Origin of the sequence: Methanobrevibacter sp., from assembly GCF_045603845.1 — an archaeon.
Lineage (GTDB): Archaea > Methanobacteriota > Methanobacteria > Methanobacteriales > Methanobacteriaceae > Methanocatella.
Genome location: NZ_JAZUMY010000012.1, coordinates 1 through 24,517 on the forward strand (window position 1 = coordinate 1; position 24,517 = coordinate 24,517).

The window sequence follows — 24,517 nt, forward strand, 5'->3', positions numbered from 1 at the left end:
ATTTTTAAAATATTATTTATACTATAAAAAACTTTTTATCATATATTTTTATTCGGAGGTTATAAAAATGGTAAAATTGAAAGATGGTTTAATTTCTCTTGATGATGTTGATGTTAAAATACTCAAAATCATTAATGATGATGTAAGAACATCTTACAGACAAATTTCAAGAGATTTGGATGTTTCTGTTGGGACAATTCATAACCGTATCGATAAAATTGTTAAATGCGGTGTGATAAAGAAATTTTCACCAATTATAAACCATGAAATACTGGGTTTTACATTAACAACAATCATTGGTGTAAGATTAAAAGGGGATTCTATCGAAGAGTGGGAGGAAAGAACAGTTAAAAACAAGAATGTCATCGGAATTTATGATGTAACAGGTTCCTATGATGCATTTTTAATCGCTAAATTCAGAAATACCAACGAACTGAACTCATTTATCAAAGAACTGTTGAAAGATCCTATCATAGAAAGAACCTACACCCAGACTGTACTGGATGTAATCAAGGAAGATATGGGATCATCAAATATCTTATAAATACGGTAGCTACACTACTGTATTACTTTTTTTATTAACTCTTATTAACCAAAAAGACATATTTTATATCATAAATGAACAATAACCGAAATTCAATCTGATTGTTTTCCCAAAAGTTAGAATTTTGTACAAAAAATTAAGAGATTTCTATTTAAAATTTTACTATCTAATTTAAATATATTAAAAACAATATAACATTATTATAAAATATTATTTAGAGGTTATGAAATTGGCAATTTGTTTACCTGACACGCAAGATGACGAACCACAGATTCCTATAAAATTAACTAGGGTAGGGGTAACTGGGGTCAAAAAACTTTTGCAACTCGAAAGAAGAAATAAAAGACCGATAATTCTATTACCAACCTTCGATGCATTCGTAGATTTACCATTTAACCAGAAAGGAGTGCATATGTCAAGAAACCCTGAAGCTATCAGTGAGGTTTTAGACAGCATTTCCGAAGATAAAAGCGTTGGCGTAGAATCATTATGTGCAAAGATTGTTGAAAAGATGATGGATAAACACGAATATGCTAGACGTGTTGAAATTTCCATGACTACTGACTACATGTTCATGCGTGAGTCTCCTGTAACCAAACACAAGACTCAGGAAATGGCTAACTTGAAAGCCAAGGCCGTTGGTTTAAGAGATGACGACGGAAATGTGGAAATCAGAAAAAGCATTGGTGCTGAAGTAATCGGAATGACTGTTTGTCCATGCGCTCAAGAATCTGTAAGAGAATCTGATAAAAATAAATTATTGGAATTTTTAGACGAAGAGACTACACAGAAAGTTCTCGATACAGTAACGTTCGCATCCCACAACCAGAGAGGCGTTGGAACATTATTAATTGAAGTGCCTGAAGGATGGGAAGTCAAAGGAGAAGACATCATAGATATCATTGAAAAATCAATGTCCTCACCGGTTTGCGAACTTCTCAAAAGACCTGATGAAAATGCAACTGTAATGAATGCGCACAGAAAACCTGTTTTTGTTGAAGATTGTGTTAGAAACATGATGGAAATGATTACAGAGAAATACTCAGATTTACCTGATGATACATTGATTACTTCACGTCAAGAAAACCATGAAAGTATTCACAGGCATAACGCATTTGCTGAAAAAGTCACTACAATGGGAGACTTGAAAGCAGAACTGAACTTATAAGGACTTGATTTGATGCAAAAAAAATTAGAAATCACAGGCCAAGTCATGGGATTTTTCGATTCATTTAAGGGATCCCGTGCAGCCATCAATAATGATAAAATTGTTATTGTAAGAAGCCGTTCAAGAAAAGTGATACCTATTGATGAACTTGAAAGCAAAGTTTCAGAAATCGGTGAACAGCTTGGCGGTGTAGAAGTTCCTGCAGATTCCAAAGAAATAGAAGATATTTTAAAATCAGGAGACCAGCATATACAGGAAAGCGACATACAAACTGGATCCATTGATAATAAAGGTTTTATTAGAGTAAAAGAAGAATTAGAATCAATGGGGCTTGTAGTTGCATATAAAGTCTTTGAACTTCCAAGCTTTGACGTTATCATTGCAATCTGGGAAGACAAAAACGAGATTCCGCCACTATATGTTGAAGTCACTGTTTCTGAAAAAGAAGAGTAAAAATGACAAATTATTCAAAAGAGGATATTCTTTCAATATTGAGTGCAAAGGATTCAGATATTTTAAAGTACATGTCTGAAACAGCACAATATAGAAAGGATAATCTTATTACTTATTCTAAAAACGTATTTATTCCACTAACCGAAATCTGCAGAAACGATTGCGGATACTGTAATTTTAAAAAGAATCCTGACGATAAGGAAGCTATTATTTTAAAGACTAAAGAAGAAGTTTTGGATGAACTTAAAATAGCTGAAGAATACGGCTGCAAGGAAGCACTGTTTACCTTCGGCGAGGATGCCGATGAAGAGGAAGTTGTTTTAAAAAGGTTGAATGAATTTGGCTATGACAATATGGTAGATTATGTCGTTGACATCTGCCAAATGACATTGGACGAAACCAGCCTGCTTCCACACTCCAACGGAGGAAACTTCTCCTATGAATCATTGGAAAAACTCAAGGAAGTTAATGCATCCATGGGACTTATGCTTGAAAACTCATCAAAAAGACTGATGGAACTTCCGACACACAACAAAAGTCCGGGAAAAGATCCTGAATTGAGACTGAAAACAATAGCAAATGCAGGAAAACTGAAAATACCTTATACCACAGGAATTTTAATCGGTATCGGCGAGACGACCGAAGAGGTTGCAGAGTCATTGTTTGCGATTAAAGAAATCAACGACAAATATGGACACATTCAGGAAATCATCATTCAGAACTTTACGTCCACGCCTGATATTGAAATGTGCGACTGGCCGGAGCCAAGTCTTCTGGACATGATTAGAACCGTTACTGCTGCAACATTACTGTTTGGCGACAGTGACGTCAGCATCCAGGTCCCACCTAATCTGAATTATGATACCGCACAGGTATTCTTATTGTGCGGAGCCGATGACTGGGGCGGAGTATCACCGGTAAGTCATGATTACGTCAATCCGACTTCTCCATGGCCAACATTGGACACACTGGATAATCTGACCTCAGATGCAGGCTTTGAGTTAATCGAAAGACTGTGCATATATGAAAAATACATTAATGATGAATGGCTGAATGATGCCCTTTTAGAAAAGACTCTTAATCTATTAAGGCATCAATAACTACATGCTCCACACCAGGAGCGTATTTTTTAATTTTATTTATTTTTAGAAGTTCGACATCCCTGTCACCTGCAGCCTGCCTTATGCGTGAAATGGGTCTTGTTTCAATAAGCTTTTCAGGGACTGTTTCATGATAGTGAACAATTCCCCCTTTGTTTAGGCTTTCAACAGCTACCTTCAGGTAATGATGCGTGGTTTTGACATATCCCATCACTATGCGGTCTGCCCTGTAATTTGGAGTTTCAACCAGACAGTCTCCTAAAACAGGAGTTATATTATCGCATTTATTTAATTTGACATTTTCACACAGATAATAATGGGAATTGGGATTGATTTCAATTGAGATCACTTCTTTGGCATTTGCATGAACACCTATTGGAATGGAAAAATATCCTATGCCTGCAAACATGTCAATGACTGTTTCACCATCCTCAACCAGCTTGGCTATTCTCAGCCGTTCATTGACATTGCCTTTAGACCACATCACCTTGGAGAGATCCAGTTTGAACAGGCACTTATTTTCCTTGTTGATAGTTTCTGTTTCAGATCCATATAAAACCTTATAAACTGGCTCTCTTTTTGTTCCCTGAATGTGATCTATCTTCATTATAGTTTTTACATTATGTTTACTGGCCAGTTCATCCAAATCATTATAATCATCATTTAAAATTAGAATATCTCCGATTTTTTTATACTTCATTAGAAATTATATTTAACCAGAATGATATATAAAAATTGTTCCCATATGTAAAAATTTATTTCACTTAAAACAATTTATTTAATTCATAAATAATTATATGATAACTAAATATTTAAATAAATGATAAAAATTGTTATAATTAGAAACTGACTAATTTAAATAGTTTAAGGTACATATAAGGCAGTTAGGTGATAAAATGGCACAGGATAAAGATAAAACATTTAAATATATATCAGAAGAACATCTTAAGGAATTGTTGAATATGCTTCCAGACAACATCATTTCAATCGATGCTGATGCAAAAATTGAAACGCTGACTGGAGAGCAAATTTTAATAGAACCCACACTATATCGGCCAGATTATATCGTAAGAATAGGAAATACTATCCTGATGATAGAATATCAAAGCAGCTATGTTGATACAGAACACAAAAAAAGGTTCAAAGTATATATTTCAAATTTTGACTACAAGAAAAATGATCAAAATTTAGAGATAATTTTTTTGGTAATATCAACAGCAGAAACTTCTAAAACGGCCAAACACCAAATTAATAATTGGGACATATTCTCATTCCCTATAATTTCACTTCTTGAAACTGATGAAAGAGAAATTATAAGTAACATTAAAGAAAAAATAGATAAGCAAGAAAAGATTAGTGATAAAGAAATAATTGAACTTGCATTAACACCATTAATGGTTCAAGGACGGGAAAATATCATTAATCAATTCAAGGAATTAACACCTATAATGAATGAAATTAACTACGAAACAGAAAAAATCAAGGAATCATTATATGGCATCATATTAATGTTGGGAAATATGTACTTTGAAAAGGACGACCCCTTAAGGAAAGATATTTTAGGTGATTTCATGACGAAAGTAGATTGCATAGAAGAATTCGGTGAAGAGCAATACAACAAAGGAAAAGTAGAAGGAAAAATAGAAGGAAAAATAGAAGGAATAAAAGAAGGAAAAATAGACGGAAAAATAAGCATAATAAAAGACTTATTAAATGAAAACACAATAACAACCCAAGAAGCAACAAAAAAACTATTAGAACTAAACTGTGAAACAAAAACAATAACAAAAATAACCGGACTAAACGAAGAAGAAATACAAAAAATCAAAAATTAAAGAAAACTTTATATACTTAGAATAGCTAATAATTAATTGTTAGTTTAAACTGACATATTGATTCTGATTTTAAATAAAATTTAAATGATATTTTATTGATATTACCTAAAAGTAGTTGAAATATATATTTTAAATACTTGTAGAGGTGTTTTTAAATGGATGACAAAATTTTAGAAGGTACAACAACCGTAGGTATAACCTGTAAAGACGGAGTTGTATTTGCAAGCGAAAGAAGAGCTAGTATGGGAAACTTAGTAGCTCATAAAGTCGCAGAAAAAATATTTAAAATTGATGATCACATCGTAACAACCATAGCTGGTTCCGTTGGAGATGCACAAAGTCTTATGAAAATAATTGAAGCAGAAGTATCATTATATCAGATGAGAAACAACGATGCCATCAGCGTTAAAGCTGCAGCATCATTGACTGCAAACATATTACGTTCAGGACCAATGTATGTCCAGACATTGCTCGGTGGTATGGATGGAGACAAACCTTCCCTTTACTCACTCGACCCGGCTGGTGGTATGATTGAAGATACTTATATATCAACAGGATCAGGTTCTATCGTAGCATACGGTGTTTTAGAAGATAGATACACTGATGACCTTACAACTGACGAAGGAATTGAAATAGCCATAAGAGCTATAAGAGCTGCTGCTGAACGTGACACTTACTCCGGTAACGGATACTTAGTCGCTAAAGTGGATAAAAACGGCTTTGAAATGTTAGACAATGAAAAAGTTAATGAGATTCTAGAGAAAATATAAGCGATAACTAATTTTTCATAAACTAACTATTTTTTTATATAACAGTGTACATAGTTTGTGAAGTTTGACTGATTATAGCTGAAAGCTTTTCACAGACTATTCTATACACTACACTTTTTTTGAAGGGATTATATGACTTCAGATATTTTAGATGAAATAAAAAAAGAGATTTTAGCTAAACTGCCAAAAACGACACAGGTTTCAAAAGTTGAATTTGAAGGACCTGAAGTGGTGGTTTACACTAAAAATCCGCAAGTTATTACTGAAAACGGTGATTTAATAAGATCACTTGCAAAAGAGCTTAGAAAGAGAATTATTATTAGATCTGACAAAAGTGCATTGCTTAGTCATGAAGAGACTATTAATAAAATTCATGAAATTGTTCCTGAAGGTGCAGAGATTACTGACATTTACTTTGACACAGTAACCGGTGAAGTTGTAATTACAGCCAAAAAACCAGGACTTGTCATCGGTAAATACGGTGCCACTTCAAGAAACATTGTTAAAAATACAGGTTGGGCGCCTAAAATTTTAAGAACCCCACCAATCAGCTCTGACGTTATTGGTAAAATTAGAACCACATTAAAGAACAGCAGTAAAGACAGGAAAAAATTATTGCAAAGATTAGGGCGTCAGATTCACCAGGGAAGTAAATACCCTAATGATTGGGCCAGAGTAACTTCCATGGGAGGATTCAAAGAAGTAGGACGTTCATCAATGCTTTTACAAACACCAAACAGTCGTGTTCTATTGGACTGTGGTGTTAATGTGGCAGCACCGGACAACAAAACTGCATTCCCTTACTTGAATGCACCGGAATTTTCAATAGAAGAACTGGATGCAGTCATTATTTCTCACGCTCACTTGGATCACTGCGGATTTGTACCATACCTTTACCATTACGGATATGAAGGGCCTGTTTACTGTACAACTCCAACAAGAGATCTGACAACCTTATTACAATTGGATCACATTGATATTGCTCACAGGGAAGGCAATCCATTGCCTTTCAACGTAAAGCATATTCACAAAGCAATTAAAAATACAATCACCCTTGATTACGGTGAAGTAACTGACATCTCTCCGGATATCAGATTAACCCTGCACAATGCAGGACACATTTTAGGTTCAGCCATTTCCCACATGCACATTGGAGACGGCGCACACAACCTCGTTTATACCGGGGACTTCAAATATGAACCTTCAAGATTGCTTGAACCTGCAACCATAAGATTCCCTCGTGCTGAAACAGTCATTATGGAAAGTACCTACGGTGGTAGGGAAGACGTTCAGCCATCAAGAAACTCCGCTGAAAAAGAAATGATGAAAACCATTTACAGAACATTGAAACGTGGCGGAAAAGTACTGGTTCCTGTATTTGCAGTGGGAAGGGCACAGGAGCTTATGGTAGTGCTTGAAGAGTACATGAGACATGGAATGATTGATGAAGTGCCTATTTACATCGACGGTATGATCTGGGAAGCTACAGCAATCCACACTGCCCGACCTGAATACCTAAGTAAAGATTTAAGAGATCAGATATTCCACATGGGAAGAAATCCGTTTGTCTCAGACATGTTCAAGAAAGTTCAAAACATCAATCAGAGAAAGGATATTGTTGAAAGCGAAGAACCGGCAATCATCTTATCAACTTCAGGTATGCTGACCGGAGGAAACTCAGTCGAATACTTCAAATGGTTATGTGAAGACGAAAGAAATACATTAATCTTTGTAGGATACCAGTCCGAAGGATCACTCGGTAGAAGAATCCAAAAAGGAAGAAAAGAAGTGCCTCTTGAAGATGATGAAGGTAAAACCAGAGAATTCCATGTTAAAATGGAAACCAAAACCATTCATGGATTCAGTGGTCACTCCAACAGAAGACAATTAATGGAATATGTCAAAAGACTTAATCCAAGACCTGAAAAAGTCATTACTTGTCACGGAGACCCTAAAAAAGCAGTTGACTTGGCTTCATCAATCCATAGAAGTTATAAAATTGAAACAAGGACTCCGATTAATTTAGATTGTGTAAGAATTCATTAATAAAAATTATATACTAACTTAAACAAATATTTAAATAATATAAATTAATTTATTATAAAAAATGCTAACGGGTGAATAGATGGTTACTTATTCAGAATCTGGTGTTGACATTGATTTAGAAGCAAAAACTGTATCTGAAATTGCAGCTAAACTTCAATCAACATTGGAATGTAGAGATATTATAACTGATAGCGGCCATTATGCTGCTTTAGTTAAATTAGGTGATAAAGCTATTGCAATGAGTACTGACGGCGTAGGAAGTAAAATTTTAATAGCTGAAATGTTGAATAAATATGATACTGTTGGAATTGACTGTATTGCTATGGTAGTCAACGATATCTTGTGTGTCGGTGCAGAGCCAATAGCATTGGTTGATTATCTTGCTGTTGAAAAACCTGACCCTGCAAGAGCGGCTGAAATAGCCGAAGGTCTTGTAAAAGGAGCTAACGAATCAAAAATAGCAATTATCGGCGGGGAAACAGCATCACTTCCAGGTATTATAAAAGACTTTGATTTAGCTGGAACAGGTATTGGATTTGTTGATATCGACAAGATCATAACAGGCGAAGATATCCAGCCGGGAAACGTACTGATCGGTATTAACAGTAACGGTATCCACTCAAACGGATACAGTTTGGCCAGAAAAGCATTGTTTGACGATGCAGGATTCAGCGTTGATGATAAAATGCCAAACGGTGAAACCACTATCGGAGAAGAATTGATAAGACCAACCGAATTATATGTGAAACCTATTGTAGCATTATTTGATAAAGAATATAAAATTAATGGATTGGCACATATTACAGGCGGAGGATTTACAAATCTCAGACGCTTGAAAAAAGGTGTTGGATACGAAATTAATGATTTACCTGAAGCACCTGAAATATTCAAGCTTATCTATGAACAGAATGTTGACATTAAAGAAATGTATAAAGTATTCAATATGGGAATCGGCTTTGTCGTAATAGCAGATGAAAGCGAAGCTGACAAAATTATGGATACTTTAAAAGAATATTGCCAATGCCAAATCATTGGTAAGGTAACTGACGATGAAAAGATTACAGTTAAGGGTTTTGAAGGCTCTATAATTGAATATTAGGAGGAATTATATGAAGATTATGAAAGATAATGAAATAGCTCTTGTAAAGGAAATATTGAAAAAGTTAGGAGCTAGTGAAGAGGATTGCGAATTGGTGGCAGAAGCTACAATCGACGCTGACTTGAAAGGATTTACATCACACGGACTTGGAAGATTCCCACAATATTTGATTAGTATTGAAGCAGGAACAATCAATTTAAAAGATAATATAACAATAGAAAAAGAAACTCCTGCAATTGCATTAATTAACGGTAACAGTGGATTTGGTCAGGCAGTATCCTATAAAGCAATGCAGATAGCAATCAAAAAAGCTAAAGAAGTAGGTATCGGATGCGTAGGTGTTCACAATACAAACCACTTTGGTGTTACCGGATTTTATTCTGATTTGGCATTAAGGGAAAATGTCATCGGTATGGTTTTAGCAAATACCGACCCTGCAATCGCACCGTTAGGCGGAAAAGAAGCATTAATCGGTACCAACCCAATAGCTATAGGTATTCCTTCTGAAACTTACATTACTGTAGATATGGCAACATCCGTAACTGCACGTGGAAAAATAATCGAATCAAAAAGAAAAGGTCTGGACTTGCCTGAAGGTTGGGCACTTGACAAAGACGGAAACCCAACAACCGACCCTGAAGCAGCACTTGACGGAGGGTCAATCCTGCCATTCGGAGGATTCAAAGGATATGCGCTCGCATTAATGGTTGAAATATTAACAGGACCATTGGTACAGGCAGGTTACGGTAAAGGAGTTACCGGTACAGCTTCCCCTGATAAAGACTGTACAAAAGGTGACTTATATGTTGCAATCGACCCATCCAAATTTGGAGACTTCGGCGATTTCGTAGCCAATACTGAAGACTTCGTATCTCAGGTAAGAGCTACCGGTGAGACCGTTGCAATTCCTGGAGATTTGGAAGTTAAAAGAATTGCTGATGCTGAAGAAAACGGAATTGAAATCGACACTAAATTATACGAACAGCTGAAAGAAATCTGTGACAATTTAGATATCGATATCACCACATATGTGGAAGAATAGAATGTTAGAAAATAGACCTAGAGGAAGGGCTTTAGCTAAAAGAACTTCCTACATTTATATTATTCTTGCTGTTTTAGCATTCATCATAATGTTTGCTTTTAATTCAAGCACTGGTGCAATGGTGCTGGCTGAAAGAGGAGCCAGCATATTGACATTAGTCATTGGAGCAATATTCTATCTGATTTTTGCAGCAGCCATATATTTAATTTCAACAAGGTATGACAACGATGAAATGACCTGGAAATTATATGTGGTAATAGCGGTGTTGAATTTCATAGTCATCGGATTCAGCTTTTTAATCCTATTATTATCCGTACTTCTTGTTGTCAGCGCCAATGACATCAGAAATGAATTGATCTAATTCATTTTACTTTTTTTCATATTTTGCATAAAAACCATCGGTATCCGCATATATAGCCTTAAAACCATATTTTTCAGATTCCTTCATCGCATGCTTGATATATTGCCTTCCCCATGAAGTAATCGCTTTGGCACACTCAAATGAATACCATCTGAAGCGGGGAAAACCGTAAATTCCATACATTGTATTTGCAAGTCTTTTAATGGCCTGCTGCTGTACATCAAGAGATTTTCTTTCAGTCGGGTCTTCACATGCCTTCATTTCACGCTTGATTCTGAAACGTTCCTGCAGGATCTGGTAAATGACTGACGGAATGAATCCCTGAGGGGACTTTTTAAATTTCAGGTCATGTTCAGGTGAAATGTTATAATCGTCAGGATTTTCAACATCCCCCTGCTCCAGAACGTCTGGAGAAATGTTTTTAGAAATGATGATACTCGGATACAGGCTTCTGAAATCGAACTGAACCAGATTTTCATGCAGTCCCTTGTCCGGTTCAAGAACAAATCCGCCCTCATTGTCTTCAGCATTGGCACGGTCAGTGAAGTTTGAGCCCTGCTTATTTGGAACGACCTCATCATCGAAGTATGCCTGTTTTACCAAAAACCATTCTGCCTGCTGGCCGGTGGCCATACGGCTTACGTCAAATAAGGGCTGGCCTATTATACGGGTCAGTTCCAGATTGAGAGGCAATGTCTGTTCGGCTATTTTCAGCGTTGCTATAACATCATCCAGAGAATAGTCAAAGAGATTGTCCAGCTCTTCGCCGCCATTGTCCCAGAATTCCCAAATCCTGTCGCCGGGAACATCAATCTTCTCTTCGCCGAAAAGTTCCAGATAAACCCTTTCCAGAGTATACCTGTCAAGACTCATGTATCTTCTCATTACAAGATATAAATCAACGTGAATCAGCCCTTTCATTGAAGCGGCATTGGTAAAGCCTCTTTTAATAAAGCGGATATTGGATCCGTCCATTCCCAAATCCAAATCGACATCATGGATTTTAGCCCTGTCAATCAGGTACGGAAAGTCAAAGTTATCTGAATTGTATCCGACAATGATATCCACATTATTTTCCTTCACTATATCTGCAAATGTCTGAATCATTTCCTTTTCTGAGGATACCTGATTTACAAAATCATCTCTGGCGGGAGAGTTTGTTTTGGTTGAAATTACCTGATTTACACCGAAATTGCTTGCAACACCAATCATAATGATTTCATCATCGGCCGAATCTGGCATTCCATGAGGGTTTCTCACTTCCAAGTCAAAACTGAGGATTCTGAAATCATTGACGTTTTCATCAACCCTTTCAAGAGGCCTGTCCAGCTTGATGATTTCCACATCATGCTTTTCACTGTCTAAAGCTGAAAAAGAATCTATCACTTCACCGGATGCGTGAACTTTAGTCATAGGTATTACGTCCCTGTCCATCAGATATCTTCTATAAAATGGAATGTCAAATTCCCTGATTTGTATTACGCTTTTTAAATCACGTATTGAATCCCTGTTTTTGGATAGCTCCTGAGGATGGGTGAACGTGACCTTAATGAACGTCTTTTCGATTTGAAAATCCTTTTTAGTAATCTTTTCTATGATAACATCGTCCAATAACTCATCCAATTCCTTCATGCACTCATCCGGATTCTTACTGTAAACATATAGGTATGGTGAAAATGAATCATCGATTAAAACAACATTTTTATCACCATCCTTTGAAAATAAACGAACAACCGGCTTATCTTCATAGGATATATAGTCGATATCCAAAATAACAACATCCTTTTCCATTATTCAGACTCCTTCAATTCTTTTCTAAAACTATCTAAAACTGCATAAGTAATTCCAAGTATTAACGGACCGACAATGAATCCCACAATACCGTAAACGAGAGGTCCTGCCAAAAATCCCACTAGAAGTATTAGCGGATGGATATCTGCATGATGTGATGAGATTGCAGGCCTTATATACATGTCGACCAGGCTCAGGAAAAATCCGAAGAGCAGAACAACAATGACCCTCGGATAATTGCCGTTTATGGCATCGATAATGGCCAGCGCCCAGTAGATTGGCCATGGCCCGAATATAGGTATCAGCTGCAGAATTCCAGTTATGACACCTAAAAATATCCCGTAAGGATATCCTAAAAGAGAGTATCCTATGGCTCCAAAAATTCCGATTATTACTGATGTGAGGAAATGGCCGTAAAATATGCTTTTGAGAACATCTTCAACGGATTCTACAGTCCTTTCGAAAAATCCCATATGCACATCGGGAACGAATGATTTGATGAAATCATAAAACCTGCCCCCATCCTTGACAAAATAATAGACTGAACACACCAATATGAACAAATCCAAGGTCACGTTGGCAACGGATCCGAGTTTGCTGACAAGATAATTTGCAACATATTTGGCAATGTCTCCTATAGTTGATGAAATGCTGTTTGGATCAAATATTGGATTTTGTGGAATATAAAGTGATATTTGTGTTAAGGCAGCGTTAATGTCCAGATTAGGATTGGAAACCAAAAAGTCTGCTAAAAATCCAGATATCACCAGCACTATATATGCTATAAGCAGCACAAGAGGAATCAAAACCAAAATCATTGAAATCAATATGGAAATAGACTGGAACTTTAATTTTGATTGAATTCTTTTAGCGATTGGCCTTATACCATATGCCAGAATTGCCCCCAGTATAATCATATTCAAAACAGGGAATACGAAAATTAACGAAATAGCCAGCAAAAGTACTATCAGCATTATTGGAGGAGTAATATATTCTTTTAAATCTTTTTCCATATTTATCACAATTAATATCTTACGCCGGAAGCGTCACGTCTGTATTTTCCAAATTCACCTATCATTTTTATCTGTTCATTGTCGAAAACAGGACCTTCAACACATATTCTCCATCCAGTGTTGTCCACACAGCACTGACCACACACACCAAGAGCACATTTCATATATCTTTCAAGGGAATAATCTGCAGGTATGTTGGCATCTTCAAGGATATTGTATATTCCTATCATCATTATCTCGGGTCCGCAGACAAATGCATAATCATAAGAGCACTCTTCAAGCAAACTGCTGAGACAATCTGAAGCATATCCTTCAAATCCGTATGATCCGTCATCTGTGCACGGATGGATATTAGCTCCACATTCATCCAAATCATCTAAAAACAACAATTCATCCTTGGTTGTGGCTGCAACCAATACATCAACATCATTGTCTTTAACCAGTTTGTGAGTTAACGCCGTAACCGGAGCCATGCCTACTCCACCACCAATCACCAACAATTTCTTGTTCTTGAAATCAGTGTTGAACCCCTTTCCATAACTGCCTCTGACACCGATTTTGTCTCCGACAGCCAATTCATGAAGCTGGCCTGTAAACTCACCGATATTTTTAACGCTGATGGAAAGCTCGCCGTCACCAATATTGGAAATGGACATCGGCTTTTCATCATAGAAATTCCAGACCATTAAGAACTCGCCGGGATTGGCATCAATATCGCAATTGAAAGTGAATGTTTTGATTGTGGGGGTCTCTTCAACGATTTGTGTGATTTCAACAATTTTCGGCGCATTAATCATATCAGTCACCTCCGTGTGCAAGGCCAACCATCTCATCAATTGATGAATAGCCTTTTTGCTTCATGAACACTTCCAAATCGGCATTGATTTTACCGAACACTTCAACGCCTTCATCCATGATTGCAGTACCTATCTGAACTGCCCTCGCACCTGCAAAAATGAATTCTACAACATCCTCAAAAGTGTAGACTCCGCCAACACCTATGATTGGAACATCAACTGCTTCATAAACTGAATAGACATTGCTGATTGCAATAGGCTTTATCGCCTTGCCGCTCATTCCGCCGAATTTATTGAATAGGACAGGACGGGCAACGTCAATGTTGATTTTCATTCCCGGACCTAAGGTGTTGATTAGACTTAAAGCATCAGCGCCAGCAACCTCACAGGTTTTAGCTATCTCCACAATATCGGTAACATTGGGAGTTAACTTGGCAATGATTGGAACATCGCTAGCGTCCTTTGAAGCGGCAACAATCGTATGGCTTAAATTACAGTCCTGACCGATGGAAGCGCCGTAACCTTCCATTGCATGAGGACAGGATATATTAAGCTCAATCATGTCGACATAATCCTGAACTTCACCAACCAAAGTAGAGAACTCATCAGGAGTGGCACCGTAAATTGAAGCTATTACAACGTTATTGTCTCTATTAATCTGTTTTAATTCCTCTTTAAAGTTATCTACACCCGGATTGGATAATCCTATAGCGTTTATGATACCCCCATCAACCGCAACGGTAGTGGGATTTTTATATCCCGGATGAGGTTTTAAAGAGAATGATTTGCTAATGACGCCGGCAGCACCTGATTTTAATATCCAGTTCATGGAAGACGCTGTGCTTCCCATGATTCCGGCAGCCAACATTAAAGGATTTCTAAAATGAACTCCACAAACATCTGTTTCTAACATACATTCCACCAAAATTTTTATTATGTTTTAATATTTGACTTACAAATAATTTAAAATTAGTGGAAGTTAAAAAATAATTAATTACTTCTCATATTTTTCAAGCAATTGTCTATACTTGTCATTTTGGCGTTTTAAACTTATGATATTGGTTTTGTTAGTTTTCAGGATTTCTTCTTTTTCCTTAAGCAATAATTTAATATTTTCATCCTGATTTTCAATAATCTGGTCCTTTTGTAAAAGCAAACCCTCATAAGTTTTAGAAATTTTTCTGAGCTGAATCTCAAGGTTCTGCGTATTTTCCCTGATTTGATCCTTATATTCATCGATTAGTGACCTCAGATACTTGACCTGGTCCTGCTTGTCGTCGATGATTGCATCCTTTTCCTTGAGTTTCTTATCCAAATCATCAAGCTCTTTGATTTTGGCCTTTTCGTTGTTGATTTCATTATCCAGCTTATACTCCAAATTCTGCTTTTCATATTTCAATTTGGTTGAATAGATTTTTAACTTGTTAATCTCATCATTTTTGCTTTCAAGTTCCATGGTGAGTTCATCGATTTCACCATCTTTCAATTCTATTGTTTCCTTTAAATCTCTAAAACTTTGTTTTGACATTAATTAAAATATTGATTTTAAATCATTTAAAAGTTATTAAAGCCAAAATTTTATTAGAAATAAAAAAAATAATTTAAAAACATGGAATGTTATGTAACTTATAGTGTTAAAGGATTTTATGCATTTAATGAAAATAACGAACTGATTTGCGAGAAATTGTTTAACGAAGATGAAATTGTCCAAAAGCTAATTGAAATTGACAATAAGGAAATTCCATCTGAAGAAAGAGAACTGATTGATGAATTAAGCAAATCTTACGATACGATTTACATCGAATCAAACAAACGTGCCTCAGATTACAAATGCGATAAAGTTAAGGTCAAAAATCCGAATCTGGCCGGAGAATACCTCAGAAGCAATTTTGATTTGGATGTTGACAGTGAAGTTTATCAGAAACTGTCCATTTACAAAATGAAAAAGGCACAGTCTTCAGAGGATAAGCATCTGATACAGGCCATTAACTCAATTGATGAAATCGATGAGTCAATTTCAAAGCTAATTGAAAGAATACGTGAATGGTATGCCCTATACTTCCCTGAAATGGATCTGATTAAAAATAACGAAACATACATCAGATTAATTTATGAAAACAAAACGAAAGAAGAAATAATCAATGCCAAAAGTGACGCATTTCCACAGGATATGCTGGATATAGAGGAAGACATTAATCCTGAAGATCTGGAAATAATGAACAGATACGCCAAATCAATATATGAACTCCAGCAGACAAGAAAAGACATTCTAAGTTACATTGACGATAAGATGGATTCAATTGCACCAAACCTGAAACTGTTGCTGGGCTCATCTCTTGCTGCAAAAATGATATCACATGCTGGAGGACTTAAAAGATTAGCAAGTTACCCTTCAAGCACAGTTCAGATAATGGGCGCTGAAAAAGCGTTGTTCAGACATCTGAAAAGCGGTGACCGTCCGCCAAAATACGGATTGATATACCAGCACCCACAGGTTCGTGGAGCTAAGTGGTGGAATCGTGGAAAAATCGCCAGATTGCTTGCAGGAAGGATATCTCTTGCAGCAAGAAAAGATGTTTTTACACATGACTTTAATCCGGAAATATTGAATGAATTCAGCGAAAAGGCTCAAGAAATAGAAAAAAATAATCCATTCCCAACAAAGACAAATAAAAAAAGAACAGAAGAAAAGCAAAAATCAAAAAAGAAGCATAAAAAATCCAAAAAAAGAAGGAGGAAATGAAAATGGATGTTTTTTTTAAAGGCAGAGAAATTGCAACACGTAATCTGACACCCGGAATTAATGTGTATGGTGAAGAATTGATTTCAGAGGATGTCGAATACAGATTATGGAATCCGAGAAGGTCAAAACTTGCAGCTGCACTTTTAAACGGTTTAAAAAATTTGGATATTAAAAATGACGATAAGGTCCTCTATCTTGGTGCGTCAACCGGTACAACAGTTTCACATATTTCAGATATTATATATGATGGGAAAATATATGCTGTTGAATTTTCACCTGTCACAGCCAAAAAGTTAACTAGACTGTCACGCCAGAGACAAAACATTTATCCTATATTGGGCGATGCAACCAAACCTAAAGAATATATGAATTTGGTTGAAAAAGTGGACTTATTGTACTGCGACGTTGCTCAGCCAACACAGTCAGAATTATTTATGAAAAATATGAATTTATTCGCAAAAGAGGATGCTTTAGGAATGATAACACTTAAGGCCAGAAGTATTGATGTTATACAAAAGCCTAAAAAGATATTCAAGCAAGAAGAGAAGAAAATGATAGAAAAAGGTTTTAAAATTATTGAAAAAATAAAACTGGAACCTTACGAAAAAGACCATATGGCATTCATTGTTAAGAAAAATTTTTAAAAAAAAATAGTGAATTTTCATAGCATATTAAGTGAAAAACTTCCTTAAATTTTTATTCAAAAATGTTAAAAAATACCCTGAAAAGTAATACTTCGATAGCTTTTTATACCATAAAATTAAATATTATATATGCTAATGCAAATAAAATAAAAGTTCACTTAATAATCCTTTAGGTAAATTCACTCTACTAATCACTTCATTTATGTAAATCCTAAAGGATTGAACTTATTTTATTTAAAAACTCTTTTTTATCAATTTAAAATTTTAACTTAAAATACTGTCTTTTTATCAAAAAAGTATTACTGAAAATTTATTTTTTTCCGAACATATTACTCGCTAAAAGCAATATTGACATTAAGTTATTAAAATGAAAAATCTTTATAAATTACATATAAAGAAGTTGATGTTTCATCAAATACGAACATATGAATTATTTTGACATCTGAAAAAATATGGCCAAGAATATGCAAGGAAAATTTCTGGCCTTTTAATTGATTTAACGATTAATTAAAAATAGAGTTATCAAAAATAAATCAAAATAATTAATAGATATTTCAATAATTTTGATAGCTATTGATGAAAAATAATAAAAAGAATAAAGTCATCTACATGAAATCTTTTTAGAAATGACATTCATAATAATTTTTGCAATTTCATCCTTTGTCGCAAGAGGCACTGACAATATTTCATCATCAATGATTAAAACCTCATTTTTATCAGACCCGAAGCTACATTCCTCATGGGAAACATCATTTGCAACCACCAAATCGGTTCCCGCATCAGCAATCTGTTTACGGGCACAATAAATGATATCATCACGAGTAATATTGAATTCCGCCTTGAATCCAACTAAAAAAATGCCGGGATTGATCTTTTTAATTTGACGAATGATCTTTAACGTAGGCTTCAAGCTAATTGCCAGAGATGAATCGGAGTCAATCTTTTTGTTTTTGCGCTCAACAACTTCAAAATCAGAAACTGCTGCCGTTGAAATGAAAACATCATAATCACCGACAAGATCAAAAACAGCATCCGCCATCTGCCTGGACGTTTCAACACGAATAACATCAAAAAGAGGTGAAATGTCAACGCTGACGTTTGCAGCTACCAATGTGACATCGGCACCTAATATGTAAGCTTGCTTTGCAAGGGCCAAACCCATTTTACCTGAGGACTTATTGGTGATACCCCTTACAGAATCAATGGGCTCAAACGTTCCACCCAAACTAATTAAAACTTTTTTACCACGAATAAAAATCACTTCTTAGCCAGATTAATACATCTTAAAGATTCAAGAACTATATCCTCGTTATTAGGGAATTTGGCTTTTCCTTCATCCATTACTGGAGGCATGAATGAAGCGGAACCTTCATCCTTGATTTTTTCAATATTCTCTTCAATAGCCTTGAACATTGAATCATGCATTGATGGAACAAATAAAATAGGTGTGTCATGTCCATATGCAGTAATCAGTAAAGTTGAAATAGGATTGTCGGCTATTTTATGTGCAAATTTGCTTATGGTATTAGCGGTAGCCGGAGCCACAAGAATCAAGTCTTCCTGAGAGTATCGGACATGCTCTATGTTTCCTGTAAGCTCTGTGATGACCTCACTGCCCGTTGCAAATTCCATGGAATTAGGATGGATTATTTTGCAAGCTGCCTCGCTCATGAAACATTTCACTTCAACACCCTGACGTTTAAATTCCCTGGCCAATTTAATGGCCTGAGTAGCTGCTACACTACCCGTGACACACAATACAATCATAAAATACCTCAAAAAATTAGTTAATTTTAATATGCTCTATGATATAGTCTGCAGCAGGCAAATTATTCTCATATTTATCAATAGGAGCACTATACATGATAACATAAGCTTCACTGCCTCTTTCAAACCATAATGCTTTGTGCTGTTTTACAACACCATTAGTAGCACTGGAAGTGTAGATATATTGCAAAGCTTTTTCATCGTTAATTAAGACTTCTCCGGAAGAAACCAATTCAAAAGCTTCGTCTGCTTGAACATTGTTATATGTTTTGTTGACGAAATTGGCAAAATCTCCTGAAAACTCCTGTTTTTCAACATGTATATTGACCTGACCGACTTCAAGACTATCGACAGAACTTTCCTTAGCAATAGCAAGGATAGTATAATTGGATGTAGCTTGCGCAATTACCCAATTTGAAGGATAGTTTATAGTAACTCCACCTTTTGAAATGGACAACATTTCAACTGATTCATTGGAGTTTCCTGTGTTACTGCTTTTATGGTCAAACTGAATATCATTGAAAACAATGTATCCGAATACCGCAATAATAACAATGAGTATTACAACCCCAATTATCGTAATTTTTTTCATATATTCACCATTTTAAAAAAATAATTAAGTGGTAGCCTCTGAACCACCAGTATCAGAGGGTCCACTGTCATATGATTCACTGGAACCTTGTGAATAGTCTTCACTGTAGTCATAAGACTGCGTATCATAATATTCAGTAGTTTCCACATAGTCATAAGACGAATTATCATAGTAAGTATCATTAACTTCAGCCGTAGTATTTACAGTGATATCATCAACATCCGGAAATGCGGTGTCTGTAACGATAGCTACAGCATCAGTGCTTGAAAAAGATTGGAAATCGAAATTAAACACTCCAAAAGCAGCACCTACAGTAAAACCGACAGCCAAAATTAAAATAGCTACCAGTTTAAAAGTGTCTGAATCCATTGGAGCTCTTTTCTTAAGTTCTTTGTCTCCTTTTTTCGGATTAATAATATATTTTTGAACCAAATCTTCCTCTTCTTTTTTATCTTCATTAATAGGTTTTTTTTCTTTTTTAGGAGAATTAGAAGGTTTACCTTGCATAGACCTAATTCTATCAGTAGCTTCTTTAGCATCTAATGCATTTAGTTTATCTTCATATTTTGAACGGAAATAGATGTACTTTTCCCTAGATATTTTTCCATGAGCATAGTCCGTTTCCAAACTGGCCATAATTTCTAGAAGTTTATCTTTATCATTAGACATTACCAACCCTCCTTAAATTATTAACAATATTTATTATATGTAAACATTAATTTATACTTTACTTTGAATATTTAAAAAAGAGGATGTTAAATTAAATAGTAAAATAGACTTTATTAAATAAATAAAAAAAGAGAGGTTACAAAAAGTAACCTATGCAAAAACCATATAACCCGGTTCTAGATTAAGTTCTGAATAGAAATCTTTGTTCAGATTATATTTCTCAGAAGGAACATCATCTGGAGAATTATCCGGATGTTCATGAGGAATATCAATCATCTCTGCAACAAATTTATTGCCATTTCCATCATATGATTCGAAATAGGTCTTACCATCGACCGTGTAAATTCTATCTGCTGGAGGATTTTCACTAACAATAGAATTTGAAGTATTCATTTCAGATTTTATAGCAATAGAGTTATCTTCACCAACAGTGTTATCCACATCAATAGATTTATCCTCACTAACAGAGTTATCCACATCAATGGATTTATCAATGGTACTATTTTCCACACTAACAGATTCATTTACAGTAACATTGTTAATGTCTTTTGGAACATCATTAGCATTAGTAGAATTTACATCATCACCAGTTAAAATTGCATAACTTGACGAAATAAGGAATATTGCTAAAATAACACCAATACCTATAGCATATTTTTTATCCAAGCGTCATACCTCCTTTATAATTATTTACATGAAAAACATTCAAAATGCTATATATATCACAATAATTGATATAAATAATTTTTTACATTGAAAAAAAGTAATTAAAATTCAGGATAAGAACCTAAAACCTTGAAAAAATAGGTATTATCCTCAATTTCTTTAAGAATGTCTTTTATTATATCATCTTTACAGTGACCATAAAAGTCAACGAAAAAGAGATATTTACCTAAACCCTGCTTGGAAGGCCTTGATTCAATTTTAGTCATGTTAATGTTATTCTTTTCGAAAATTCCAAGAATATGATAAAGAGAACCCGGACGGTCTTCATAAATTGAAAATATTATGGATGTCTTATCGACATCTGTCGGATCAGTATCCTGTTTTGATAGAACTACAAAACGTGTGGCGTTATTATCAACGTCCTGAATGTTGGCTTCAAGGATTTCCAATCCATACAGTTCGGCACTTTTAACATTACCAATAGCAGCTTTGGAATTATCTCCAATGATGCTTTTTGCTGCGCTGGCGGTGCTGACTGCATAATGCGGCTGAATGTTATTCTTGCTTATAAACTCCTGACATTGGGCAATGGCCTGGGAATGTGAATAGACATCATTTATATCTTCAAGCCTACAGCCGGGATTGACTATCAGGTTCTGTTTGATTGGTATGATTACCTCACCAACAATATTCAAATCATATTTATGGGCAAGAGAATCCAGCGTAATGCCGACAGGCCCTTCAATTGAGTTTTCAATAGGAACAATACACTTGACACATTGGTCATTGACAACACTTTCCATAACTGCTGGAATTGTACAATATGGTATTAAATCCTCTCCCAAAAGTGTTGCAGCTTCATGGGAAAATGTTCCTTTCGGACCTAAAAAAGAGATTAATTCACTAATAATAATCACCTTAAAAAAAAAGAAATTTAAAGTATAGCTAAAATAGCTACACTATGCTTCTAATTTTGCAATTAGTCTTAAAATATCGGTTTGTGTTACAATTCCAACAACGACATCATCTTCAACAACAGGCAAACCGTTGAATCCGGTTTCCATCATGATACGGGCAACATCTGAGATGCAGGTATCTTTTGTTACGAAGCGAGGATTTGTGGACATGATATCTTCAACCAATACTTCTTTAATTTGAGATTTCTGGTATTTTTCAGGAACTTTTTTTCTAAAGTCAATGAAAGCTCTCATCAAGTCTTTAGAAGTAATCATTCCAACCAAAGTTTCATCATCAATAACTGGAAGTCTGCCGACTTTAGAATCAATGCTGACTCTTCTTGCATGGACAAGTCTTTCAGATGGAGAAACTGATTTGATATCTTTAGACATTAGCTCTTTGGTGCATATTTTATCATATTCACCGTCAACGGCCAATGTTACAAAATCAGCTTTTGAAACAATACCGACCATTTTGTCTTCGTCCATTACAGGTACGGATCCTATTCCGTTTTCAAGCATGATTTTTGCCACTTCAGCTAAACGCATGGTTTGAGGAACTGAAATGATGTCCTTAACCATTACAGATGAAACGTGGAGCCTTGAAGCTGGCATGCTTTCATATTTGGAAGAACCAAGTTTTTTTGCAATGTCCCTTTCAGAAACAATACCTACCAATTCTTTATTGTTAAGAACTGGAAGGCGTGAAATTTTGTTTTTTCTAAGTAATTTCAATGCATCTGCGAGACTTTGATCTTTGTCTATGGTAATTAATGCAGTAGACATTAAATTTTTGATTTGCATGGAAAGACCTCCATTTTTATAATTTTTTAACAGCTCTTAAAATATCTCTTTCAGTAATAATACCAATTACTGCATCGTCTTTAACTACCGGTACACCACCGATATTGCTTATTTTGAATAATTCACAGATTTCACCAATGGTGTCTTCTGGTTCAACAATAATTGCGTCTTTAACCATGATATCGGATAATTTGGTTTCCAATACGTCGCTTGCAGCATTGGAATTTAAGTTATCGAATAATTCTTTAGCATTAAGGAAACGAATAATATCTGTTGAAGTTACAATACCCAATAATTTTTTAGCTGCTTTGGATATGTCAGCTTCCCCTCCAACAATAGGGATTCTTCTTAATCCATTTCTGACCATGATTTTACATGCACTTTCGACAGGAGTACCTGGAGTGGTTGTGAAAACTTTTGTACTCATGTAATCTTGTGCGGTCCTATCATCCATTTCGCCTGCGAGAGATAATGCAATATCTCTTTCTGTTACAATACCTGCGAGTTTATCATCAGAATCAATGAGAGGAATAGCTCCTATTTGATTAGCAAGCATTACATCAACTACTTCTTTTATAGAAGATTTTTCGGATAAACATATGACATCACGGGACATGATTTCACGTACAGGTTCATTGATAGCTGCTAAGAAGTTGTCTTCATATTTTTTCTCAATAATGTTAAATTTATTTCCTCCACCAAAGAAATCTAAAATATCCATTACTGTTACAATACCTAACACTTTACCAGAACCCGGATCGGTAATTGGTAATCTTCTAAATTGGTGTTCCATCATCACTTTTGCAGTATCTTTAATACTTTTACTTGGAGGAATTGACACAACATCTTTAGATGCTATTTTCATTATATTTTCTTTCATATATTCACCTCAAAATTGTAATTATAGCCAAATAAAATCATTACTCGATATTTAAAATCTTGTGAATTTGAGGAATGGTGGAAACTTCAAAATATTTACCAACAATTTCAGAAAACTCAAATAAACAATCAGAAAGATTTTTCCATTCGTTTAAAGGACTGGAAGGTTGAATAATAAATTGAATGTTGTTTTTATCAATAATTTCCTTATCGATTTTTTTAATTACCTCTTCAAATGATTCTATTTTTAAGCTTGGCAAAATAACTACTTTACAATATACATTTATAGATTTTTCTATTAATAAATTTAGTGATTTAATTTCATTTAAAAAAATATCTTCATCAAAATGACCTTTAAACCGTTCTTTTAACTTAATATCCAAAGAAACAATATCTAAATTATCAATTAAATCAATATTTGCCGGTAGAGTACCATTAGTCTCAAGCATTATATCAAGGTCCGTGAGCTTTGAAACCTCATTTATAAACTCAGGATACAATGACGGTTCGCCTCCGGTAAAAGATATAGTATGACAGTCAGGAGTTAAAATACTTTCGATTTTTTCAACAACTCCAGCAGGTGTCATAAGTGTTCCCTGATTTTTCAAAATACTGTTTTTAGTGTCACAGTAAGCGCAATTTAAATTGCAACCTGCAAACCTGACAAAAATTTGTCTTTGACCGATTAAAACTCCTTCTCCCTGAAAAGAAGAAAATATTTCAATTATTGGTGCTTTCATATTTATTCCACAAATTCCTTTTTAAACTGGGCACCCTG

Annotated in this window: 27 protein-coding genes; 12 read left to right on the top strand and 15 right to left on the bottom strand. The window is 35.1% G+C overall.

Annotated features, from left to right (window positions below; translation table 11 throughout):
* Positions 1–67: 67 nt before the first annotated feature.
* The 4 genes from ACKI2W_RS01340 to cofG all read left to right on the top strand — a co-directional run bounded on the left by ACKI2W_RS01340 (position 68) and on the right by cofG (position 3,265).
* Positions 68–544 (top strand): Lrp/AsnC family transcriptional regulator, encoded by a 477-nt coding sequence (locus ACKI2W_RS01340; RefSeq protein ID WP_407378730.1) that lies wholly within the window; start codon positions 68–70, stop codon positions 542–544.
* A 229-nt stretch (positions 545–773) separates the two neighbouring features.
* Positions 774–1,712, top strand: coding sequence for a GTP cyclohydrolase MptA (gene mptA / locus ACKI2W_RS01345; RefSeq protein ID WP_407378732.1), 939 nt, complete (start codon positions 774–776; stop codon positions 1,710–1,712).
* Positions 1,713–1,724: 12 nt separating this feature from the next.
* Entirely contained in the window at positions 1,725–2,165 is a 441-nt protein-coding gene (locus ACKI2W_RS01350) for a DUF2120 family protein (protein WP_407378733.1), read from the top strand.
* Positions 2,166–2,167: 2 nt separating this feature from the next.
* Complete coding sequence (gene cofG / locus ACKI2W_RS01355) at positions 2,168–3,265, top strand: 7,8-didemethyl-8-hydroxy-5-deazariboflavin synthase subunit CofG (protein WP_407378735.1); 1,098 nt, start codon at positions 2,168–2,170, stop codon at positions 3,263–3,265.
* Here cofG and ACKI2W_RS01360 read toward each other — a convergent pair.
* On the bottom strand, positions 3,243–3,965 hold the full coding sequence (locus ACKI2W_RS01360) for a class I SAM-dependent methyltransferase (RefSeq protein WP_407378736.1): 723 nt from the start codon (positions 3,963–3,965) through the stop codon (positions 3,243–3,245). The genes cofG and ACKI2W_RS01360 overlap by 23 nt on opposite strands.
* Positions 3,966–4,161: 196 nt before the next feature.
* On the opposite strand from ACKI2W_RS01360, the gene ACKI2W_RS01365 reads away from it, so the two are divergent.
* From ACKI2W_RS01365 to ACKI2W_RS01390, 6 genes are all read left to right on the top strand, one after another.
* Positions 4,162–5,100: a hypothetical protein gene (locus ACKI2W_RS01365; protein WP_407378738.1), complete on the top strand. Its 939-nt coding sequence runs from the start codon at positions 4,162–4,164 to the stop codon at positions 5,098–5,100.
* Positions 5,101–5,255: 155 nt separating this feature from the next.
* On the top strand, positions 5,256–5,870 hold the full coding sequence (psmB, locus tag ACKI2W_RS01370) for an archaeal proteasome endopeptidase complex subunit beta (protein WP_407378740.1): 615 nt from the start codon (positions 5,256–5,258) through the stop codon (positions 5,868–5,870).
* A 132-nt stretch (positions 5,871–6,002) separates the two neighbouring features.
* Positions 6,003–7,916 carry a beta-CASP ribonuclease aCPSF1 gene (locus ACKI2W_RS01375; protein WP_407378742.1) on the top strand — a complete coding sequence of 638 codons (1,914 nt, stop codon included), beginning with the start codon at positions 6,003–6,005 and terminating at the stop codon, positions 7,914–7,916.
* 79 nt (positions 7,917–7,995) lie between these two features.
* Positions 7,996–9,015 (top strand): phosphoribosylformylglycinamidine cyclo-ligase, encoded by a 1,020-nt coding sequence (gene purM, locus ACKI2W_RS01380; RefSeq protein WP_407378744.1) that lies wholly within the window; start codon positions 7,996–7,998, stop codon positions 9,013–9,015.
* A gap of 10 nt (positions 9,016–9,025) precedes the next feature.
* Positions 9,026–10,057, top strand: a complete 1,032-nt coding sequence (gene comC, locus ACKI2W_RS01385) for an L-sulfolactate dehydrogenase (RefSeq protein WP_407378745.1) — start codon at positions 9,026–9,028, stop codon at positions 10,055–10,057.
* A gap of 1 nt (position 10,058) precedes the next feature.
* The gene (locus ACKI2W_RS01390) at positions 10,059–10,418 is read left to right on the top strand and encodes a hypothetical protein (protein ID WP_407378747.1); all 360 of its coding nucleotides are present in this window, start codon (positions 10,059–10,061) and stop codon (positions 10,416–10,418) included.
* Between the two features lie 6 nt (positions 10,419–10,424).
* Here the strand turns inward: ACKI2W_RS01390 and ACKI2W_RS01395 are convergent, their stop codons facing one another.
* The 5 genes from ACKI2W_RS01395 to ACKI2W_RS01415 all read right to left on the bottom strand — a co-directional run bounded on the left by ACKI2W_RS01395 (position 10,425) and on the right by ACKI2W_RS01415 (position 15,547).
* Positions 10,425–12,209: a DNA polymerase domain-containing protein gene (locus ACKI2W_RS01395; RefSeq protein ID WP_407378749.1), complete on the bottom strand. Its 1,785-nt coding sequence runs from the start codon at positions 12,207–12,209 to the stop codon at positions 10,425–10,427.
* The gene (locus tag ACKI2W_RS01400; RefSeq protein ID WP_407378751.1) at positions 12,209–13,222 is read right to left on the bottom strand and encodes an AI-2E family transporter; all 1,014 of its coding nucleotides are present in this window, start codon (positions 13,220–13,222) and stop codon (positions 12,209–12,211) included. The genes ACKI2W_RS01395 and ACKI2W_RS01400 overlap by 1 nt, the downstream gene beginning before the upstream one ends.
* 11 nt (positions 13,223–13,233) lie before the next feature.
* Complete coding sequence (locus ACKI2W_RS01405) at positions 13,234–14,019, bottom strand: dihydroorotate dehydrogenase electron transfer subunit (protein ID WP_407378752.1); 786 nt, start codon at positions 14,017–14,019, stop codon at positions 13,234–13,236.
* Position 14,020: 1 nt separating this feature from the next.
* Positions 14,021–14,932 (bottom strand): dihydroorotate dehydrogenase, encoded by a 912-nt coding sequence (locus ACKI2W_RS01410; protein WP_407378753.1) that lies wholly within the window; start codon positions 14,930–14,932, stop codon positions 14,021–14,023.
* Between the two features lie 81 nt (positions 14,933–15,013).
* Positions 15,014–15,547 (bottom strand): glycosyl transferase, encoded by a 534-nt coding sequence (locus ACKI2W_RS01415; RefSeq protein ID WP_407378754.1) that lies wholly within the window; start codon positions 15,545–15,547, stop codon positions 15,014–15,016.
* Positions 15,548–15,628: 81 nt separating this feature from the next.
* Here ACKI2W_RS01415 and ACKI2W_RS01420 point away from each other — a divergent pair, with 81 nt between their 5' ends.
* Positions 15,629–16,762: an NOP5/NOP56 family protein gene (locus tag ACKI2W_RS01420; RefSeq protein WP_407378755.1), complete on the top strand. Its 1,134-nt coding sequence runs from the start codon at positions 15,629–15,631 to the stop codon at positions 16,760–16,762.
* Between the two features lie 2 nt (positions 16,763–16,764).
* Positions 16,765–17,406, top strand: coding sequence for a fibrillarin-like rRNA/tRNA 2'-O-methyltransferase (locus ACKI2W_RS01425; protein ID WP_407378756.1), 642 nt, complete (start codon positions 16,765–16,767; stop codon positions 17,404–17,406).
* Positions 17,407–18,007: 601 nt separating this feature from the next.
* Here the strand turns inward: ACKI2W_RS01425 and ACKI2W_RS01430 are convergent.
* The 9 genes from ACKI2W_RS01430 to ACKI2W_RS01470 all read right to left on the bottom strand — a co-directional run bounded on the left by ACKI2W_RS01430 (position 18,008) and on the right by ACKI2W_RS01470 (position 24,479).
* On the bottom strand, positions 18,008–18,631 hold the full coding sequence (locus tag ACKI2W_RS01430; RefSeq protein WP_407378757.1) for a phosphopantothenoylcysteine decarboxylase: 624 nt from the start codon (positions 18,629–18,631) through the stop codon (positions 18,008–18,010).
* Between the two features lie 32 nt (positions 18,632–18,663).
* Positions 18,664–19,173, bottom strand: coding sequence for a flavoprotein (locus ACKI2W_RS01435; RefSeq protein ID WP_407378758.1), 510 nt, complete (start codon positions 19,171–19,173; stop codon positions 18,664–18,666).
* 16 nt (positions 19,174–19,189) lie between these two features.
* On the bottom strand, positions 19,190–19,765 hold the full coding sequence (locus ACKI2W_RS01440) for a PsbP-related protein (RefSeq protein WP_407378759.1): 576 nt from the start codon (positions 19,763–19,765) through the stop codon (positions 19,190–19,192).
* 24 nt (positions 19,766–19,789) lie between these two features.
* A complete protein-coding gene (locus ACKI2W_RS01445) occupies positions 19,790–20,434 on the bottom strand; it encodes an endoglucanase (RefSeq protein ID WP_407378760.1) in 645 nt (214 codons plus the stop codon).
* A 150-nt stretch (positions 20,435–20,584) separates the two neighbouring features.
* The gene (locus ACKI2W_RS01450) at positions 20,585–21,100 is read right to left on the bottom strand and encodes a hypothetical protein (RefSeq protein ID WP_407378761.1); all 516 of its coding nucleotides are present in this window, start codon (positions 21,098–21,100) and stop codon (positions 20,585–20,587) included.
* A gap of 101 nt (positions 21,101–21,201) precedes the next feature.
* On the bottom strand, positions 21,202–22,008 hold the full coding sequence (gene pheA / locus ACKI2W_RS01455) for a prephenate dehydratase (RefSeq protein WP_407378765.1): 807 nt from the start codon (positions 22,006–22,008) through the stop codon (positions 21,202–21,204).
* Between the two features lie 51 nt (positions 22,009–22,059).
* Complete coding sequence (locus tag ACKI2W_RS01460) at positions 22,060–22,860, bottom strand: CBS domain-containing protein (protein ID WP_407378762.1); 801 nt, start codon at positions 22,858–22,860, stop codon at positions 22,060–22,062.
* Positions 22,861–22,876: 16 nt separating this feature from the next.
* Positions 22,877–23,740 carry a CBS domain-containing protein gene (locus ACKI2W_RS01465; RefSeq protein WP_407378763.1) on the bottom strand — a complete coding sequence of 288 codons (864 nt, stop codon included), beginning with the start codon at positions 23,738–23,740 and terminating at the stop codon, positions 22,877–22,879.
* 40 nt (positions 23,741–23,780) lie between these two features.
* Positions 23,781–24,479 carry a 7-carboxy-7-deazaguanine synthase QueE gene (locus ACKI2W_RS01470; protein WP_407378764.1) on the bottom strand — a complete coding sequence of 233 codons (699 nt, stop codon included), beginning with the start codon at positions 24,477–24,479 and terminating at the stop codon, positions 23,781–23,783.
* Positions 24,480–24,517 lie beyond the last annotated feature (38 nt).